General features: G+C 63.3%; 10 protein-coding genes, 1 tRNA gene and 2 pseudogenes. 6 read left to right on the forward strand and 7 right to left on the reverse strand.

Annotation, left to right across the window (positions count from 1 at the left end; all coding sequences use genetic code 11):
- The first annotated feature begins 186 nt into the window (after positions 1-186).
- The 3 genes and pseudogenes from RDV64_RS02160 to RDV64_RS02170 all read left to right on the forward strand — a co-directional run.
- On the forward strand, positions 187-2703 hold the full coding sequence (locus RDV64_RS02160; RefSeq protein WP_309197646.1) for a cation:proton antiporter: 2517 nt from the start codon (positions 187-189) through the stop codon (positions 2701-2703).
- A 112-nt stretch (positions 2704-2815) separates the two neighbouring features.
- Positions 2816-2891: transfer RNA gene (locus tag RDV64_RS02165), tRNA-Phe, on the forward strand.
- 98 nt (positions 2892-2989) lie between these two features.
- Positions 2990-3226 (forward strand): annotated as a pseudogene (locus RDV64_RS02170) (DUF6538 domain-containing protein); the annotation flags it as partial.
- Positions 3227-4257: 1031 nt separating this feature from the next.
- Here the strand turns inward: RDV64_RS02170 and RDV64_RS02175 are convergent.
- The 6 genes and pseudogenes from RDV64_RS02175 to RDV64_RS02200 form a co-directional block, all read right to left on the reverse strand.
- Positions 4258-4566 (reverse strand): annotated as a pseudogene (locus RDV64_RS02175) (transposase); the annotation flags it as partial.
- A 153-nt stretch (positions 4567-4719) separates the two neighbouring features.
- Complete coding sequence (locus tag RDV64_RS02180; protein WP_309197647.1) at positions 4720-4929, reverse strand: DUF6719 family protein; 210 nt, start codon at positions 4927-4929, stop codon at positions 4720-4722.
- A gap of 109 nt (positions 4930-5038) precedes the next feature.
- Positions 5039-6121, reverse strand: coding sequence for a hypothetical protein (locus tag RDV64_RS02185; protein WP_309197648.1), 1083 nt, complete (start codon positions 6119-6121; stop codon positions 5039-5041).
- Between the two features lie 1101 nt (positions 6122-7222).
- Positions 7223-8395: a radical SAM protein gene (locus RDV64_RS02190; protein WP_309197649.1), complete on the reverse strand. Its 1173-nt coding sequence runs from the start codon at positions 8393-8395 to the stop codon at positions 7223-7225.
- Positions 8340-9944 carry a cyclic nucleotide-binding domain-containing protein gene (locus RDV64_RS02195; RefSeq protein ID WP_309197650.1) on the reverse strand — a complete coding sequence of 535 codons (1605 nt, stop codon included), beginning with the start codon at positions 9942-9944 and terminating at the stop codon, positions 8340-8342. Before RDV64_RS02195 ends, RDV64_RS02190 begins: the two co-directional genes overlap by 56 nt.
- Entirely contained in the window at positions 9901-11724 is a 1824-nt protein-coding gene (locus tag RDV64_RS02200; RefSeq protein WP_309197651.1) for an NAD(P)-binding domain-containing protein, read from the reverse strand. The genes RDV64_RS02195 and RDV64_RS02200 overlap by 44 nt, the downstream gene beginning before the upstream one ends.
- 256 nt (positions 11725-11980) lie before the next feature.
- Between RDV64_RS02200 and RDV64_RS02205 the strand changes: the two genes are divergently transcribed.
- The 3 genes from RDV64_RS02205 to RDV64_RS02215 all read left to right on the forward strand — a co-directional run bounded on the left by RDV64_RS02205 (position 11981) and on the right by RDV64_RS02215 (position 13974).
- Positions 11981-12337 carry a hypothetical protein gene (locus RDV64_RS02205; protein WP_309197652.1) on the forward strand — a complete coding sequence of 119 codons (357 nt, stop codon included), beginning with the start codon at positions 11981-11983 and terminating at the stop codon, positions 12335-12337.
- A gap of 184 nt (positions 12338-12521) precedes the next feature.
- A complete protein-coding gene (locus tag RDV64_RS02210; RefSeq protein ID WP_309197653.1) occupies positions 12522-12875 on the forward strand; it encodes a DUF2946 family protein in 354 nt (117 codons plus the stop codon).
- Between the two features lie 76 nt (positions 12876-12951).
- Positions 12952-13974 carry a DUF1775 domain-containing protein gene (locus tag RDV64_RS02215; protein WP_309197654.1) on the forward strand — a complete coding sequence of 341 codons (1023 nt, stop codon included), beginning with the start codon at positions 12952-12954 and terminating at the stop codon, positions 13972-13974.
- Positions 13975-14112: 138 nt separating this feature from the next.
- Here the strand turns inward: RDV64_RS02215 and RDV64_RS02220 are convergent, their stop codons facing one another.
- Complete coding sequence (locus RDV64_RS02220; protein ID WP_309197655.1) at positions 14113-18615, reverse strand: hypothetical protein; 4503 nt, start codon at positions 18613-18615, stop codon at positions 14113-14115.
- Between the last annotated feature and the right edge of the window lie 89 nt (positions 18616-18704).

Here is an 18704-nt window from a genome sequence, read left to right on the forward strand (position 1 = left end):
AATGCGCCATCCCGTTCGCCCCGGGCATTCTTTTAAGCTAAGAAAAAGCCGCGGCGGCAACCGGGCGATGCCGCGGCCGGTCTGTGGTTCGCCCCGCGGCCGGCACACCGGCCCGCAATGGCAATGAACGTGTAGGGCGGCCAGCGGCATGGCATCGGTGACCCGCTCGTGTATTTTGGTCGCTCGATGACGTCGCTGCCCATTATCCTTGCTGCAGTTTCCGTCCTGCTGGTGTTCATCGCGCTGGTGGAGGCTGGCGCGCAGCGTCTTTCCCTGCCGCAATCCATTGTACTTGCCGCGCTCGGCATCCTTCTGGGCAGCATCGTCGCGTTCGGCCAGATGACCGTGTTCGCCCCGCTTGCCGCCCTGTTTGCCGACCTGCCGGTCTCCGCGGACGCGCTGACGCTGATCCTCCTCCCGCCGCTCCTCTTCGATGCGGCCCTGAAGATCGACACCCGGCGAATGCTGGACGATGCCGCGCCGATCATCCTTCTCGCGGTGGTGGCCGTGTGCCTGTCCACGTTTGCCGTCGGGTTTGCGCTGGCGCCGCTGGGCGCCGAGCCGCTTCTGGTCTGCCTTCTGGTCGGCGCCATCGTCTCCACCACCGATCCGCTGGCCGTTCTCTCCATCTTCCGCGATGTGGGCGCGCCCGGCCGCCTCACGCGCATTGTGGAGGGCGAAAGCCTCTTCAACGACGCCGCGGCCATCGCGCTGTTCACCATCCTTCTCAACGCCGTCCAGTCGGGCAGCGGCGTCACCTTCGGCGCCGGCTTCGTGGTGTTTCTGGTCAACGGGCTCGGCGGTCTTTTCGCCGGCGCTGCCATCGGCTTTGCCGCAGCAGGCCTGATGGCGCTCACCCGCCACCACAGCGCGGCCCTCGTCAGCGTGACCGTGGCCCTTCCCTACATCGCCTATGTGTTGTGCGAGACTGCGCTCGGCATCTCGGGCGCGATGGCCGTGGTCGCCGCCGGACTGGTCACGGCCGCCCGCTCGCGCGACGGGCGCGCCCCCGCCGCCTGGCGCCATGTCCGCGACATCTGGGAACAGCTCTCCTTCTGGTCCAACTCGCTCATCTTCGTTCTCGGCGCCTTTCTGGTGCCCCGCCTTCTGGCCGGCATCACCCTGAAGATGGCGCTGGCAACAGTGATTCTCATCGCGGCAGCATTTGCGGCGCGCGCGGTGGTCCTCTGGGGCTTCCTGCCACTGGTGCCGCGGGCTGCCCTGGCGCAGACCATCAGCCACCGCGCCCGCGTCCTCCTGTGGTGGGGGGGCTTGCGCGGGGCGCTGACCTTGTTGCTGGCGCTGTCGGTCACCGAGCACAACGCCATCGGCGAGGAGACCAAGCAGTTCATCGCGGTGCTGTCGACGGCGTTCGTCCTGTTCACGATCCTCGTCAACGGGCTCACCTTGCGCCCTCTGACGCGCTGGCTCGGCCTGCACAAGCTCTCCGCGTTCGACCGGGATCTTGGCGCCGGTGCCAGAGCCCTGGCCGCAGACGCTGCCCGCGCAGAGGTGGAAAGCACTGCCGCTGCCTACGGCATTGGCGCCGACGTGGCGGCAAGCGCCCTCTTGCGCGCCACAGGCTTCAACCAGGAGGCCGTGCAGGTGCCAGCGGCCGCCAAGGCGCGGCTGGAACTGGCGCTGGTGGTGCTGGCACAGGCCGAACGCTCCGCGCTCAGCCGCCATGGCGAGGCGACCATCGTGTCGCCCAAGGTCGCAGCGCTCCTCAACCGCGAGGCGCTTCGCATGGGTGAGGCAGCGCGCGCGGGGGGACGGCTTGGTTATCTGCGCTCGGCCAACCGGGCCCTCCGCTTCGGCTGGGCCTTTCGCGCAGCGCTCGTTCTCCAACGGCTTCTGGGCACGCGGCGGCCGATGTCCGCTGCCCTCGCCCACCGCTTCGAGACACTGATGGTGCGCCGCCTCGTCATCCGCGAGGTCAGCGATTTTGCCACCGAACGGATCGCGCCCGTGCTCGGCACCCGCATCGCGGATGTGTGCCACCGCATCCTCACCCGTCGGCGCAGCCGCCTGGAGAGCGCGCTGGACGCCCTGTCGCTGCAATATCCGCATTATGCTGCCGCGCTTGAGCAGCGCTTTCTGGAGCGCGTCGCCCTCCAGCGCGAGCACCGCGAATACCGGATGCTTCGCCAGGAAGGCCTGATCGGCGCCGAGCTGCTGTCGGCGCTGGACCGTGAGCTGCGGCGCTCCAACCGCCGCCTCGAAGGCGCGCTGCGGCTGGACCTGCGCGTGGACAAGGAAGCGCTGGTGGCGCAAATGGCCCTGTTTGCCGAACTGCCCGCCCAGTCACGCAAGGCCATAGCGGCCTACCTGCGCACCCGCGTGGTGGTGCCGGGCGAATCCATCATCCGGCGCGGCGAGCGGGGCGACACGGTCTACTTCATCGCTTCGGGCGCGGTGGAGGTGGATACCGGCAAGGCGCTGATCCGGCTCGGCCGCGGGTCGGTTGTGGGCGAGCTTGCCGCCTTTTCCGGTGCGCGCCGCTCCGCCGACGTCACCATGCTGGGATACGGCGAACTTCTCGTTCTGGACGGTCGCGCCTTCCGCGCCGTTCTTGCGGAGAACCCCTTGCTGCGCGCAGCTGTGGAAAAACTCGCGGCCGAACGGCAGTCCGCCCCGCAGCCAGCCTTGGACGCCACGCCAGGCGCTCCGCTGGAAGCCACCGCCGCCGCCCCTTCCGCCTGACGACGCCCCGGCAGGCGGCTCTTGTAATTGATCCTGATTTCAGCGAAACACGGGCCTAGACAGCGCCGGGGAAGCTTTCTATAACCCGGCCTCCGGTGCCCGAAAGCACCGCGCCCAGGTAGCTCAGTTGGTAGAGCATGCGACTGAAAATCGCAGTGTCGGTGGTTCGAACCCGCCCCTGGGCACCATCGTGCCCGAAAGGCCACGGCTCGCCTAAAGATCAGCGTTTCTGCGGACTTACTGAGGCCCATGTGCGACACACGGGTGCTACACAGTGGGTCTTCACATGCCATCGCCTACGAGGCGCTCGCGCTCCAGCGTCTTCAATCTCCGACAGCGCATTCCGGCTGATGTCCTCTCCAAAGCGAGGGGCCAACAGGTCGCTATTACCGTTGGCGACAAGGTCCTGCACAAAACTGTCGGCCCGAAGGCTTTGGAAGTCGGCTTCTCGCTGGACACCCGCGATCCGGCTGAAGCCAAGCGGCGGCAGGCTGCTGCACTCGACCACCTCAACACAGTGTGGGAGACCCTTCGCTCAGGTGAAGAGCAGCGCCTCACGTTGCGCCACGCGGTGTCGCTCGCCGGAGAGGCTTATCGCGATCTCGTAGAAGGCTTCGGCGACGATCCGGGCCCGGTGGAGGTGTGGGAGGCATTCACGTCCTTGAACGAGAAGGCCGAAGCCGGATCGCTGGTCCGAAGCAGGCCGACTTCCGGGCCGAATGGTCTTCCGCTCTTGCAACACCGCAATGTCAGCGCCTCGCTGGAACAGTGGCTCGGCACGGCCGCAGACGAAGTTCTCGCCCGCCATGGTCTGGTCGTCGATGCGGCGTCCAGGCAGATGCCGATCAGAGAGATCGGCCGGGCATTCACGCAAGCGACCCGGCAAGTCACCCGCCATGCCCAAGGCGACTTTCGGCCTGACCCGGATGCCGAGCGTTTCCCGGCAATTCCTGAAGCAGCTCCCAGGCCGGAAGCACCGAAGAAGACCACCATCAGCTTCATCACCTTGATCGAGGCACGATGGCGGGAAGCACAGGCGGCCGGTGGTTCCAGAAGCACCCGAAGCGCATGGCGCACGTCCTTCGGGCACCTCAAGGCATTCCTCGGTCACGATGATGCCGCCCGGGTCACGGCCGATGTCATCGGGTTCAAAGACCACCGGCTTGCAGCGGGCATCTCGATCAAAACGGTGAAGGACAACGACCTCGCCGCGCCGAAGTCCGTGTTAGGATGGGCAGTCTCGAACGACATGCTCCCCCAGAACCCTGCTGAAAGCGTCAACGTGAAGGCCGGCCGCGCGCTGCGTAAGGATCGCACCAGACCGAAGGGCTTCACCGATGAAGAGGCACGGGCGATCCTTCGCGACGCGTTTTTTCGGCAGCCCCCTGATCGCGAAAAAGCGAAGACCACAGCCGCGCGGCGCTGGGTGCCGTGGCTGCTTGCATTCACGGGAGCACCTCACTTCGCTCTGTCCCACTCACGGGGTTGTAGAAGAATGAAGCTGCTCGTTCGGACTTCTCGTACCCAAAGCCTTCCGGCCCCTTATCTGCCGTTGGCCGCGTGCTGGTGGACGCGGACCGACGAGGAATCGATCATCGGCAAGTCACCGTCGCAAGCCCGGGATATGGCTTTGAAAAATACGATCCCTGATGCCGCGTTTTCGCCATTGCATGAAGTGATTGCACCAGATGGTATGAGAGCCATAGCGGCCCGGTAGGTCTGCCCATGGAGCACCGGTCATGAGCCGCCAGAAGACCCCCGCAAGGACCTTGCGGCGTCCACCCGAGGCCTGCCCCGCACATCGGCCGGAAACAGCGGCTCGATCACCGCACATTCCGTGTCCGTCAGATCAAACCTTGCCATCGCCGCAACTGCTCCATCGCCGCCCGATGCCGGCGATGGAATCAGCGAATGCGAACGATACCGTTAACGAGTGTATGACCCAGAGCCTATCTCATAGCGGATCATTTCTTTCCTGCGAGAAGACTGCACCATCAACGTCCGGGTCTGTACATCTCAGGACGGCGCCGGGACGCATTCCCGTTGACGAGGCACACCCGGCACAGAACCCGTGACTTCTTTCACCAAGCCGGTCGGGCAACTGCCGTCATCGACAAGCACCTTTTCACCGGTGGCCAGTGTCCCTGCTGCAGGCTCGCTCTTCAAAACACTCTGGCATCCCGCCAATCCAACTGCCAAAGCCAATCCCAGAATCGTGTAACGCATTGTGGCCCCTCATGTTCTCGCCCGACTGGGCGACAATCCAAGTCAACACGCGAACAAGCGGCTTGGCGTCACCCACATTGGGGAAGAGGCGAGGATTTATGTAGGCAGGTTAAGAGGGTTTGATCGGCGGAACTGACGCCATGGTCGCGACAAAATCGGTCTGGCGCTCCATTCCCGACTTGGCGAGCAGAGACTTCACGTGCGAGCGAACGGTCTCGACACTCACACCGAAGTCGACCGCCGTGCTCTGCACGCTTTCGCCGCGCGCAAGGCTTGCTCCAACCTTGGCCTCTGCTGGCGTCAGATCGAAGATGCCCTGTATCATTTCAGCAGCCGAAGCCCGGTTCCATTCAACGGGCGTCACGATGACAAAGAACGCGGTGCGAAGAAATATTTCCCGCGCCGAACCTGCGATGGGAACGATGTGGACGATCGCTGGCGAGGCGCCCGCTCCGGCCGGGATGGGAAAGGAATGACCTTGCGCAGACCGCCTGCGGTTCCACGCCCTGTGCCGCTCAACAACGCTTCGGTAATAAATGTTCGCCGTTTCATCGCGAAAACGAAGACTGTCTCGGGCCTGCACTACAATCTGCGGAGAAAGGCCGAGAAAGGATGCGTTGCAGTCAACAACTCGGCCGTTATCACCGATCACTGCGGTCGGAAGGTTCGCGATCTGCAAAGCCTGCAGTGCAGCCTCCAGACGGGCGAACTGAAGCTGACTTGAAACAAGCGCGGCACGGGCCAGATGCGGCCGATAACGATCGAGGATGTCGAGATCTTCTTGCGGGACAGGGCCGAGCTGACGTTTCTTTTCAATCGAGAATGCAATGATATCCCCGCTTGGAATTCTTATCGTCGTTCCCGCTGAGTAACCAAATCCATGTCTCCACAAGAAATCATGGTATATTTCCTGCTGCGACATCCATTTTTCGCCCAGATATAGAGCGTCGCTGATGAAGCCATTGTGGCGGTTGGCACGCAATGCCTTCGTTCGTGCATTGTTATAGGCCAATCCGCCTGCAAAGAAGCGATCGTAGAGGTTTCTGACGCCATCACTTGAGGACCAGGGACACGTCGGATCGCTGATATTGGCCAGTACACCGCCTTCAGCCGAGACTTTGGTTGAAAGTTGATCCAGAACTCTTGGCCACTTCTCAGGAAAAACGGCCGCCTCGTATATCAGGTCCTCCATTGCCCCCCACTTGTCGCATCTTACTCGGCTTTTAGGCATGGCATCGGATGCACTGTCAACGATGCACCGCCACAGCACTGCCCCTGAATACTCATCCAGCTGGGTACGCACTCGCTGCTCTATAGTTCTTAATGATTTGAATTATTTAACCTTTTTTCGCATAGGGAAACGGGTGGTGGAGCCTAGCAGGCTCGCTCTGGCGCAATTTGCAAATCAGTGAGCAAACCTGCGCCGAGCGCGTCGATCGTGGGTGCGCGAACTGCCTGCATCTTGTGACGATCGCTTATGGCAGCCCTCTCTCAAGATCGCGTGATGGCGCTACGCATGGGTGCTACACGATAACTCTGCCCGGGCATCGGAAACCCGCAGAAACGCTGACGAAATCGACCGGTCCGGCTCAGCCCGCCCCTAGGCACCATCGTGCTCGAAAGGCCACGGCTAGCCTGATCATCAGCGTTCCTGCGGACTTACTGAGGCCCATGTGCTACACAGTGGGTCTTCGTGTGACGCCCTGCGCCAAGCGTACGCTCCAGCCTGTTCCAGTTTTGCCAGCCCATCCCCGCCGAAATCCTGCCAAAGACTCGCGTAGCAGCTTGCGGTCACGGTCGGCGACAAGGTTTTTCGGGAAACCAGCGGCGCCAAAGCAGCCGAGATCGTATTCTTGCTTCAGACGCACGACTGCGCTGAAGCCAAGTGGCGCGCTTCAGGATATTCCGCTCCTGCCGAAAGATCTCGCCCTGCCGCCGGAGACGCTTCAACCCGGTAGCCATGCCTGCCTCCGACGCCTGCCCAGACAGCCCCCGCAGCCTGTCACAACGGCGGCCGATCCAGCACGCCAGCGTCGAGACCCCGATGCTCAGGTCAGCGGCCACGTCCCGCTTTGTGCGCCCGCTGATCGAGACCACTCGCAACGCCTCGTCCTCGAATTTCTTCGTAAATCGTTGCTGCTTCGTCATCGAGTTTGCCTTTCACCTCAGGGGAACTCTCCACTTTTTCGGCGCAATTCAAGGAGCATTTTCAGACTTTACTGATAATCGCCTCAAGGCTCGTCGTGAAAGTGAGGCCACGTTGGCTTCATCAACGCTCGGCAGGTCGCCGCCATTATCCCGGTGCCGGATGAAGCCGGTCGGTGATTGCTTCGGTCAACGCTCCGGTGTCATCCGTCACCAGGAGCGGCTGAAAGTCGGCCTCGAACCGCGCTGCCATCGGCACATGCGGGCGGTAGCTGGCGGGCAGCGGATCGGTCATCGCGCAATAGGTCAGCGGCTTTTCCCTGAAGCCGTGCAACATCTGACGCGGGGTGCCGACGCGTGCGATCCCGGCGTAGCGCGTGAGCGGCCGGATGGCGTTGAACAGCGTCTGATCGAGGCTGTAGTCGCGTCGGCGGCGGAGCGCATGGGCCAGCGCCTGCTGCACCAACGCCCGCTTGCGACCCCTCAACTTCAGAAGATCGGCCACAAAGGGGACGACGCTCTCCAGAGGCTCCCTCGGCCATTCCACGAGCTTCTGACCGTCCAGATCGGCCAGCCGCAGCCCTGGCATCATCCGGCCCTCCTTGGCGGCCGCATCGAAGTAGGGCGTGCCGAGGATCGGAATGGTGAGGGATAACAACCCCGGCAGCGGGATCTCCGGATCGGCGAGCAGGTGATCCATCTGCCCGGACACGTCGGCCATCGTCTGCTGGGCGAAATCGAAGATAAGGCCGTAGTCGAAGACAATGCCGTGGCGTGCGCACGCTCGCGATAGGCTCGCCGGATCCGACAACAGGCTCTGGCGTTTGTTGAAGCTTTTCAGAATCTCCGGATCCAGCGATTCCACGCCTGAAAACAACCCGATGCAGCCGTGCCTGGCGACGAACGCGATGTTTTCCTCGCGCTTGAAGAAATCGCCCGTCACAAGTGCAATCCAGCCCCGGAACGCGCCGCGCCGCCAGTGTTCGCCGAGGAGCTCGGTGCGGGCCTCAAAGCTTGCGCGGTTGTTGCCGTAAAAATTGTTGTCGAGCAGCGTCAGGATGCGCACCCGGCCCATCGCCTCGATCTGGCGCGTGATGTCGGCCGCATCGCGGGTGCGGTAGGGTCTCGCCTCGCCGGTCAGGGAACAGAAGCTGCAGGCAAAATTGCAGTTGGTCGTCGTCTCCACATGGCCAACCACACGCGTGCCCGCCGCAAGGTCGTAGCGGGGCACCGGGGTATCGATGAGAACACCACTGCCGAGAATATCATGCAGCGTGCCGCCGATTTCCTCCACATCGCCCAGGCACACATGATCGAACACGCTTCGGCACAGCCTGGGCAGCGCCCGCGCAATGGGGCCGCCGATCACCGTCACCACATCGGGCCGGGCGTTGCGGCAGTAGGCGGCAAGCTGACGCGCCCGGTCGAACGCTGCCGTCAGTCCGGTGAAGATCACCACGTCCGCCCACGAATAGGCCTTTGGCGACAGAAGCGCCCCGTGGTGGACTTCGTCGTGAACCTTCACATCGACCCGGCCAGCATCGAACAGCCCGGCCAGAAAATAAGGCGCCATCGCGCGGGGGATGAAGAGTTTCGTCGGCGTCGCGGAGCGCCACGGGTCGACGTAGGCGTTGACGATCAGGACGCGCGGGCGCCGGCCATGACGGCCCCGGCTGGTCAAAAGGCGACCGCTGCGGCCGCCAGAAGTGAAGCAGGATCACACCCGCAAGGTTTTTCTGCCAGAGGTACATGTAACCGAACCCGAAGCTGGCAACGAGCGTGACCAGCACCGCATCGATGCCGAATGTCATGTGCAGCGAGGCGAAGATCACACTGCTCAGCGCCACGGACTTGTGACCGGCACGGTCCGACAGAAATTTCTGGAAGAGGTTCTGCAGGAGGCCCCGTGCGCCGATCTCCTGGATGATGCAGTGAATGAAATATTGCAGCAAAAACAGCGCGCTGATGTCCGCACCGCTGCCATCGGCCGGCGCCAGGCCACCAAACACCGCCACATAGATGGCAACCGGCACCGTGAGCGCGGCACAGATGAGGGCCGACTGGCCGAGCGAGCGCCATAGCCCGCCCCGGTGCAGACCGAGGTCGCGCGCCGGGATCTTCATCAGCCAGATCATGGTGAGGCAGGGCACCGCCAGAAAAGCGACGGTCTGCCAGGTGAAGCCCGGGTCGTAGACGTCGCTCACATAGTCTTCGGCCACCAGATAAAGAAGTGTCGACGAGACGACGAACAGCGAGATCGTGAGAACCAGGAAATAGCCGAACTGGTTCTGTAGCGCCTTGATGGCGAGCTGCTCCTGCAGCGTCGCCAGCATGGTGTCGCTGAGGGAGCGGGTCCGGCGCACCACCACGCTGGCAAGCGCGCCTGTGAGTTCGCGTAGCACCGTGAGGTGATCGGGCAACGCCTCCAGCGCGTACACCGGGACCATGATTGCCGTGCATGACGTTTGCGCCCGCACCGAAGCGGAGCGCGCGCCACCGCCCAGAAAGGTGAGTTCGCCGATACAGTCGCCCGCCTCGACCCTGTTGAGGACGACCTCGCCCCCTGCCGTGTCGGCGCGCACTGCGACAGCCACGCCCGTGGCGATCAGGAACAGATCGCGCGAAGTGTCCCCTTCGCGCACGATCGTCTCGCCGGCCTGGAACGTGATCGGCCTTGCCACGGCGGCGATGGAGGCCAAAGCCTCCGGCGACAGATGCGCGAAGGCGCCGTGAGCCTGCAGTTGCAGGGCAAGGTCGGCGGTGTCGCCGCTTGGCGGTGTCGGGCTCGGATGTGCCATATGGCCTTGTGGTGGCGAGTGCGTTGGATCAGAGACCTTGCCTTTGTGCTCCGCTTCGGGCTGGCGCCGCAACGGAGGGAGCGCCAGATGGCCGTCCGACGTCTGTCCGAAATGTCTGGTAACCGGCCGAGGGAACAGCAGGCGCCGTGGCCCGCGCAGGAGATCGCCTCAACGCAATCGCCCGTCCATGCCGTGCCATGCGCCGCTTTGCGATCCGGTCGAAGATGGCATCCAGCCCGATGACCCGCGGCAAGCCGATCGCCACCGTGAACGCCAGAACATACCGCAGGAGTGATACCCGGGGCTGGCGGCGGAACCCGAAGGGCATGGGCGAAAGATACTGCCCAATCCGCGCCCGTTCGTCCGGCCCGCTGCCCGCAAGCAAGAGACGCAACAGAAGCGGCGAAAGCGGCATGCGAATGATCCGCGAGAAATCACCCCAGTTGCGCAGCGGGTGAAAGCGCTTGAAAAGAACCCGCGCCTCGCTCTTTTCCTCGCCGATAATGCGCAACATGCGCTGCGTGTACCAGAACGGACAGACGATGTTCCTGTTCGACCGCTCGTAGCCGAAATATTCACCCAGCGCGGCCGCATCTGCGTCCGCCTCTTGGCGCAGGGCCTGCCGGCCCGGCAAGCCAAGTTCGCCGGACCACACCCTGGCCGCATAAAGGCACTGCAGCTCGATCATGTAGGGGAGCGACAGGATCGTCGGCCGCGCAAACCCGAAGAACGAAAGTGACGGATCGTCCGGGTGAAAGACGAGGCGATGGAGCCGGTCGGTCGGCACGGCGCGCACCTCGTCCGGCAGAAACGAGACATCGCCCTCGTAACCGAAGCAGCAGATGAGGTGCGTGGCCCGCGCCCGCGCCCCGCCCTCAAACACAGGCGTTGTCCCGTCACAGTCCTCGATGGCGCGGGCGGGCGTGACGCGGCCGTTCCACACATGCTCCAGCGCGTGCGCGTTCTTGTTGAAGAACTGCCGGAACCAGGGGAGATCGTTGCACCATTCGGCAATGCCGTGCCCCTGGTAGGCGAACGGGCTGCCGGACGTTGCCACATTGCAGCGGTGGCGCATGCCCTTTTTGCCGGCTTCGGGCGGCGAGACCAGCCCGATCAGCGCGGAGGAATATTCATCCAGCGCCATGTCGTCGCGATCATAGTGACCGGGCGGACGGCCGCGTCGCAGCGGCGCCTTGCGGAAAAAATGCTGCCCCCCGCGAATGGCCCAAGTGATCTGCGCCTCTGTTGTGGTCGCAACATCCTGAACAATGTCGGCCGCCGTTTCCCCGCCACCATAAACCACCACATGATCGCCGTCCGTCAGCGCCAGCGCGGCCACGTCCTTGACGTCGCCAGCGTGGAGGCAGGTGCCGGCGAAGGTGCTGGCGGGGCCCGTGATCGGCCGGCGCGCTTGATGAACGCCGGTGCAAACGGCAAGGCGTTCGGCTCTGAACAGGCGCCCATCGACGGTGCGCACCTGCCAGACGCCGCCCGCCTTGAAGGTGCCTGCCACGCGTGCGCCGGTCACGATCAACGGTGTGAGGCCAAATCTGTCGGCGTAACGCCTGAGGTAGAGCAGTGCATCCTCATGGCGGAAGAAGTTGCCGGCCGCGTCATCCATGGCCAGATCGGACGCTTCGGTGACGTGCCGGGACGAGGACGACACCGTGGTCTTCATGACGGTGATGGTTTCAGGATCGTCGCTATAGTTCCAGACACCGCCAAGGTCGTCACGAGCTTCCAAAATCGTCACGCTGAGGCCGGCTGACCGCGCATATTTTGCGGCGTAAAGGCCAGCCCACCCCGCACCGACAACCAGCAGGTCGACAACTGTGTCTGCTTCGTTCTGCAACGGGCTATTCCAATCTCTCAGATGCAGCGAAAATTCTCATGCAGCGCACAGAAATCGAAGTTTGCTTCTATAGCACCTTTAGCGCGCCGAGGTTGTGCGAGGACGAACTCAGTTCCGCTATCCCACTCTTTATCGAAGGCATTTGTTTTCTCCGTAAGGTGTCGTCTGCAGCGGCAAACGTGAACGCGCCCCCGCTCCTTCTCCCGAAGCCACCTCACAAAACGAAGGATGGCTCATACAACCTTATATATAGGTTTTGAGTGAGGCCGGCATCTCCAATTTAATCGATCTCACTACGCCCGGCCATTGGCTTCATTGCGCCTCTCAGGCCGGTTTTCGTCCGAATATCGATGCATCCGAGGCAATGCGGACCGGCAAACCGGGTCCTTTGTATCGCCTCAATTACCGGCTCCGACGGCGGCATTCCTCAAATCTGAACGCGAACGAAGGCTGCCGCGATAAATATCGACGGCTATCAATGGGCGCTCAGCAACAGGCAGGACAATCCCGCGAAACCCAACCGAACCTCAAGCCGATGCAAAGCGGCTTCATGACCGGAACGGACGCGCTGAACGCCGCATCGTTCCAGCGCTCGTCCTGCCGAAATCACTGACCGGATTGATGGTTGCGGGGCCGGCTGACCTCTACGGCAAGATACCCGGGCGATCCTGCAACCCGGCGCTGCAACAAACTTGCGGCTAGCCACCGGCCCTCCACCGCGCATATGGACGGCGCGCGCGGTTCGGGCTTATAGAACGTCCGTGATGCGAGAGCGGTTTATCAGCCAGAGCAGGACGATGACGGTTGCACGGGCGCTGCGGAGCCTGCGCCGGCCGTTCGTTTCCCTGTGCACTGCGCTCCTCATCGCGAACCTTCTCATTCCGGTCGCCAGCTTTGCCGGCAGCGCGGAGGCGAACGCCTTCTGCCACGGCGCAGCGACCGGCCAGGATACGGGCGGCGCGGACGGTTCGCATCACCATGCCTTCCAGAGCTGCTGTTTTTCGGCAGCCGTCGCGCTTTCGCCCGGTCCGGTTGCGCTCCCTGCTCTTTGCACAGGCAGTCCGCAGGCAGCCCCGCTGCCGCTGGCAACCCGCCTCCTCCCCGCCCGCCAGCCCGGCGCACGGCAGATCAGGGCACCGCCTGCAATCTGAATGACAGCATGACGAGACCGGCCCGCCCTCGCGCGGCTGCCGGTCTTTTGCCCATTCAATTCAGGAAGCATATCAAATGACGATCATCACCCGCGCCCTCGCCGGGACGGCTGCGCTTGCCCTTCTCAGCACTGCGCCCGCCTTGGCCCACGTCACCCTTGAGGTGGCCGAAGCCCCCGCCGACAGCACCTACAAGGCCGTGATGCGCGTGCCGCATGGCTGCGGCGAGCAGCCGACCAACGCCGTCACCGTCACCATGCCGGAAGGCTTCATCGACGTGAAGCCGATGCCCAAGGCCGGCTGGACCCTCGAAACCGGCACCAGCGATTACGCGAAGACCTACATGCTGTGGGGCAGCGAACGTGCCTCGGGCGTCACCACGCTGCGCTGGAGCGGTGGCGCGTTGCCAAGCGGCTATTATGACGAGTTCGTCTTCCGCGGCCGGGTCACCGATCTTGAACCGGGCACCAGCCTCCCCTTCAAGGTGGTGCAGACCTGCCCGGACGGAGAAGCGGCCTGGACCGAGATCGCAGCCCCCGGCACCGACGCACATGCGCTTGAACACCCGGCTCCCGCACTGATCGTCGCTGCTGCAAAGACCGAAACCGGCCACGCCCACAGCGCACATGCCAACCCGCAAACGCCGGCAGAGGACCACGCCCACGGCCCGGTCACCGCAGGAAACCTGACGCTTGCAACGCCGTGGATGCGCCAGCCGCCCCCCGGCGCCAACGTTGCCGGCGGTTATGTCACCATCACCAACATGGGCAATGAGGCCGACACGCTGATCGGCGGCAGCGCCCCCTTCGCCAAACGCTTCGAAGTGCACGAAATGGCGATGAAGGACGGGATGATGACCATGAAGGAGGTCGCAGGCGGTCTCCAGATCGCCCCGGGCGCGACGGTGAAGCTGGCTCCGGGCGGCTATCACCTGATGCTGATGGGGCTGTCCGAAGCACCGCAGAATGGCGAGATGGTGCCGCTGACGCTGGAGTTCGAGAATGCCAGCACGGTTTCACTGATGATGCAGGTCGCCCCGATGGGGGCTCAGGCGCCGGCGGAAAACCACGGCAGCCACGAGGGGCATATGGCCCAATAGGCCCCGGCAGGCCGGTGGCACACAGCGCCGCCGCCTCCCCGAACTGAAACGAAAAACGCCGCGCGAACAACTCGCGCGGCGTTTGTTGTGTTGCGTTGTCGAGGCAGGGGCTGTGCCCCCGCCGTGACGGGTCTGGTGTCAGAGGACGAAGTCGGCGTCCGAGAGCGTCAATTCGCCAAGCAGGCGGATGTAGAGATCAGCCTCACCGTTACCGTTCACGTCACCTTCGATATAGGTCGAGCCGCCGTCGTTGGTGTAGCGCAGTTCACCCTCTTTCATGGAGAACGCGTCGGTTCCGATGAAGGTGAATGCGTTGTTGAACAGCGCAGTGGACTTCGCATCGATCCCGAAAAGGTCGATCACGTCACCGATGCCCTCGACCGTTGCGACTTCAAAATCACGGATCAAATCTGTCTCGGAAAGTGAGCTTTCCGAAACGTTGTTGAAATCGAAGACATCATCGCCGTTGCCACCGGTCATGACATCTCGGCCGTCACGCCCGATGATCAGATTATCACCATTGTTGCCGCGAAGAACGTTGTCGCCGTCGTCGCCGCTCAGAGAAAGATCCTCACCTTTTTGCATGACGATCTTCTCTACGCCGATGTAGTCCCGGAGGTCGACGTTGGTCGTCCTGGTGACGATAGCGTCACCCGTCGACGTCCCGGTGTCTTCGATGTTATCGCGCTGATCGTTGATGAGGTAGCGGTCATCGCCCTCGGCACCGTCAAGCCAGTCGACACCACCGCCACCGTCCAGCGTATCCTCGCCGTCGCCGCCGGTCATCGTATCCATCCCGCCGAAGCCTTTCAGCGTACCACCATTGTCACCGCCGACGAGGTCGTTGGCGAGGTTGTTGCCGCTGAGCGAGTAGGTTTCATCGTACGTGATGATGCCATTCTCGACGTTGGCGCCGAGGGTGTAGCTTGCGAGCGAGACATCGACGGTATCAGTGCCTTCACCGTCGAACTCGAACACGGTGTCGCCGGCGTTGTCGACCTCGTAGAAGTCGTCGCCGGTCCCACCGGTCATGGCGTCGGCACCGGTGCCGCCGATCAGCGTGTCGTTGCCACCGCCTGCGTTGATGATGTCGTCACCACCCAGACCATTGAACTGCTGGTCAGCGTCGGTGGACGTCTGGTCGCCGTTGAAGGTGTCGGCGAACGCGGTACCGGTGATCGTCTGCGTCTCGCCGGACAGCGGATAGATGCTGACGATCGGCGTGGAACCCGTATTGGCGAAGCTGTTGGTCTCGGCGATCTGCGCGCTGAGATCCTCCGTCTCGTCAGCAACGCCAATCCCGACCTGCTCGAACTCGTTGGAGTTGAAGAGGTTGTCAGACAGGGTGAAGTCGTCAGGATCGTCGTTCGAGAGGCCGACCTTGTTGACGGCGAACCCGTTGCCCGTGACCGTGACCCCTTCCGCACCCGGATTGACATAGACGCCGGTGTGGAACTGGACAAAGCTGCTGCCCTGGACCGTCAGGCCGCTGCCCGAACCAATCGCCGTCTCGATGCCACGCGAGCTGTCGAACGATGCCTCCTGGCCGCGATCGAAAACGGAGTTCAGGATCGTCACGTCGTCGGCCTGGACATAGGCCGTGGTGAGAGATCCGAGGATCGCCGCGCCTGCAACGAGATTGAAACCGTCGATCACCGTTCCGGCGGAACCGGACTGGAAGTGGAACCCGCCGGTGAGCGTGGATCCGGTCCCCCGAGAGCCATTGAAAGCGATGCCCGCGTCGGCGCCGAGGATGGTGAGCTGCTTGTCGATGCTCACCGTGCCGCCGTAGTTGCCTGCCAGGACAACAATGGTGTCACCTGCCGAAGCGGCGTCCACAGCCGACTGGATCGTCGGATAGCCATCCGAACCGACCACCAGGGTCGAGGCATCGGCAAACTGGAAGCGCTCGATACCGGTGGTGGTGTCGGTGCCGTCGTCACCGTCGCTGCTGTTGTTGTCGGTCACCTCGCCGGTCTCGAGATCGATGCTGTAGTCAGCCATGTCGCCGGAGAAGACAGCCGTATCGATCCCTTCGCCGCCATCGATGGTGTCGTCACCGCCGTTGCCGGTAATGGAGTCGCTGCCGGCACCGCCGCCCAGGTCGTCGTCAAGACCCGCGCCTTCGACGACGTTGACGCCGGCGCCGCCGTTCCAGGACACCGTCGAGCCGTCACCGGAGATGGTGTCGATGTTGTTGACGACCGCGTTACCCGTAACCGCCACGGCATCTTCGCCGCCGGTGAAGGTGTTGGTGCCGGTGAAGCTCACCTCGCTGGTGTCGTTCTCGTCATAACCGACCCCGACGCCCAGAGTGTTGTTGTCGAAGGTGTTGTCGGTGATCGTCGCGCTGGTGCCGTCGCCGAAGTAGGTGGTGACAAGGACGCCCGCGGAGTTGGAGCCATCGGAGGCTGCAACGCCGATGTTGTCGCTGATGGTGTTGCCTTCAATGACGATTTGCGCGCCTGCGCCGGCTTCCACGGCGTAGTCGATGTGATCGCCGGCGCCCTTGCCGGTGTAGGTGTTGCCGGTGAAGTCGCCGGTGACGCCTTCGCCCTTGTAGTGGGCGCCGATGCGGGCAATGTCGGAGAAATTGGAGTTGGTGATGTCGACGTCCGATGCGGCGCCGTAGATGCCGACCGCAATGCCCACGTATTTGCCGTACTCGATATTGCTGAAGTCGGCGCTGTCGACCGAACCGGAGCCCTTGAACATCAGGCCGGTGTGGACCTTGTTGCCGTTGCCGTCGATGCCGAGATCGGAGAAGTCGACATTGGCGCCCTCGGCGACGAGGATCGCGGCCGCACCCGGCGTGCCGCTGGACCCACCGCCAGTGTTCGCCTGCGCGAGCAGCGTGGAGAGTTCCGCACCCGCCCCGGTGATGGTGAGATCCTTGTCGATCATCACCTGCCCGTCGGCGTTGTCCGGGTCTTCCAGCGCAATTTCGCCTTCGCCAAGAACGAGGCTGTCACCAGAGGCTGCCGCGGCGACGGCCGCCTCGAGGTTGTCGAAGCTGCCGAGGAAGTTGCCGTCACCATCGCGCAGCGTGATGATCTTGCCGAGCTCGACGATGACTTCGTCACCACTGAAGCCGATCGCTTCGACGTTCGAGAGCTGATCGGTGCCTTCGTCGCCGCCGTCAACGCTGTCGTTGTCGGTGACGACGTAGGTGCCGTCGCCGTTGTCGGTGATCGTGTAGTCGTCGCGGTTGCCGTAGGTGTAGACGATATCGTAGCCCGTGCCGCCGTCGAGGGAGTCGTCGCCGATCCCGCCGACAAGCACATCGTTGCCACCGCCGCCGCTGACCGTGTCATTGCCGCCGAAGTCCGTGTTCCCTTCAGCCGGCATGTTGAGTGCGTCGTTGGCGTCGGTGCCGGTGATCACATCGTCACCGTCGAGGCCGCGGACGACGACATTGATCGAGGCCGAGCCGGTGCCGTTCACCGTGATGCCGGACAGGTCGAAGGTGCTGGAAGAACCGGTCTGCAGCAGGTTTCCGGGGTAGCCGGTCGCCCCGGCAGTATCGGTGCCGGAAGACCCCACCGGGTCGACGAAGAGCATCGCAGCGAAATCGCCGTTCTGGTAGCTGGTTTCGCCGGTCAGCGTGACGTCCGTGGCGCTGAAGCCTGAAAGGTCCGTGTAACCCTGGATCAGCATTGCCGGCTTCACGTATTCGCCGGTGATGTCGACGTTCGTCATGGTGACGTTGCCGATCGGCGACGTCACGTCGTAGGTCGACTGCTCGAAGCCCGCGATCTGAAGCGCGTAGCCGGGGCCATCCGCCGCTTCGCTCGTCGAGTTGATGGTCGTGTTCTCGATCGTGACGTTGCCGGTATATTCGAACAGGACAATCGAGCCGCTGTTGCGGTTGCCGACGCCGTTGTCCTCGAACTCGGATTCCGAGATCGTGATGTTGGCGACACGGTCCTGGTTCACGGCGAGGCCGGCCGTGGTGTTGTCGTGGAAGTTCGAGTTGGTGACGATCAGGGTGTCGAGGTTCAGGCCGCTGAACGACTTCACGCCGGTGCTGTTGCCGGTGAACTCGAAGCCGTCAATGGTGACCGAGCCGGTGCCGCCGGACGCATCGTCGATGTCGCCTGACAGACCGATGCCGTAGCCGTTACCGGGCGAATCGATGATCGTGCCGGCCGGATCGCCGATCAGCGTGAGCGAGGTCTCGACGGTGACGGTCTCGGCATATGTGCCGGCCTTCACCACCACAATGTCACCCGCTTCTGACGCGTCCACGGCCGACTGGATGGTCGTGAAGGCGCCTTCGCCGCCGTCGGCGTCCACGATGCGCATGGCGCCATCGTCGAAGGCGATCGTCTCGATGGAGGTCAGTGTCTCGTTGAAGCCCTCGGCATCGGTGCCCGGCTTGCCCAGCACCTGCACCGTGTCGCCGTCGAAGATGACATCAAAATCCGCGATTGCGCCGCTGAGGATGAGACTGTCAGCGCCTTCGCCGCCGTCGATCGTATCGGCGGAACCGCTTCCGGACCCCTGCCCGGCCGTCACCATGATGGTGTCGTTACCCGCGCCGGTGGTGATCGTGTCCGAACCCTGGTTGGCCAGAACAAGATCGCCTTCAGGTGTGCCGTTGAGATTGTCGTCGCCATTGGAACCGAAGATTACGGCCATGTCGCCCCCTCGCTTGATTTCTAATCGGTAGCTTCGGGAGAGCGAAAATTACGATACAGGCACGCAGGCACACGACTTCACCCACTGCT

Source organism: Acuticoccus sp. MNP-M23, from assembly GCF_031195445.1.
GTDB lineage: Bacteria > Pseudomonadota > Alphaproteobacteria > Rhizobiales > Amorphaceae > Acuticoccus.

Coding starts and splice junctions, on each gene's coding strand:
- RDV64_RS02160 (WP_309197646.1), top strand. CDS start 187: ATGACGTCGCTGCCCATTATCCTTGCTGCAGTTTCCGTCCTGCTGGTG.
- RDV64_RS02180 (WP_309197647.1), bottom strand. CDS start 4,929: ATGCGTTACACGATTCTGGGATTGGCTTTGGCAGTTGGATTGGCGGGA.
- RDV64_RS02185 (WP_309197648.1), bottom strand. CDS start 6,121: ATGGAGGACCTGATATACGAGGCGGCCGTTTTTCCTGAGAAGTGGCCA.
- RDV64_RS02210 (WP_309197653.1), top strand. CDS start 12,522: ATGACGGTTGCACGGGCGCTGCGGAGCCTGCGCCGGCCGTTCGTTTCC.
- RDV64_RS02215 (WP_309197654.1), top strand. CDS start 12,952: ATGACGATCATCACCCGCGCCCTCGCCGGGACGGCTGCGCTTGCCCTT.
- RDV64_RS02220 (WP_309197655.1), bottom strand. CDS start 18,615: ATGGCCGTAATCTTCGGTTCCAATGGCGACGACAATCTCAACGGCACA.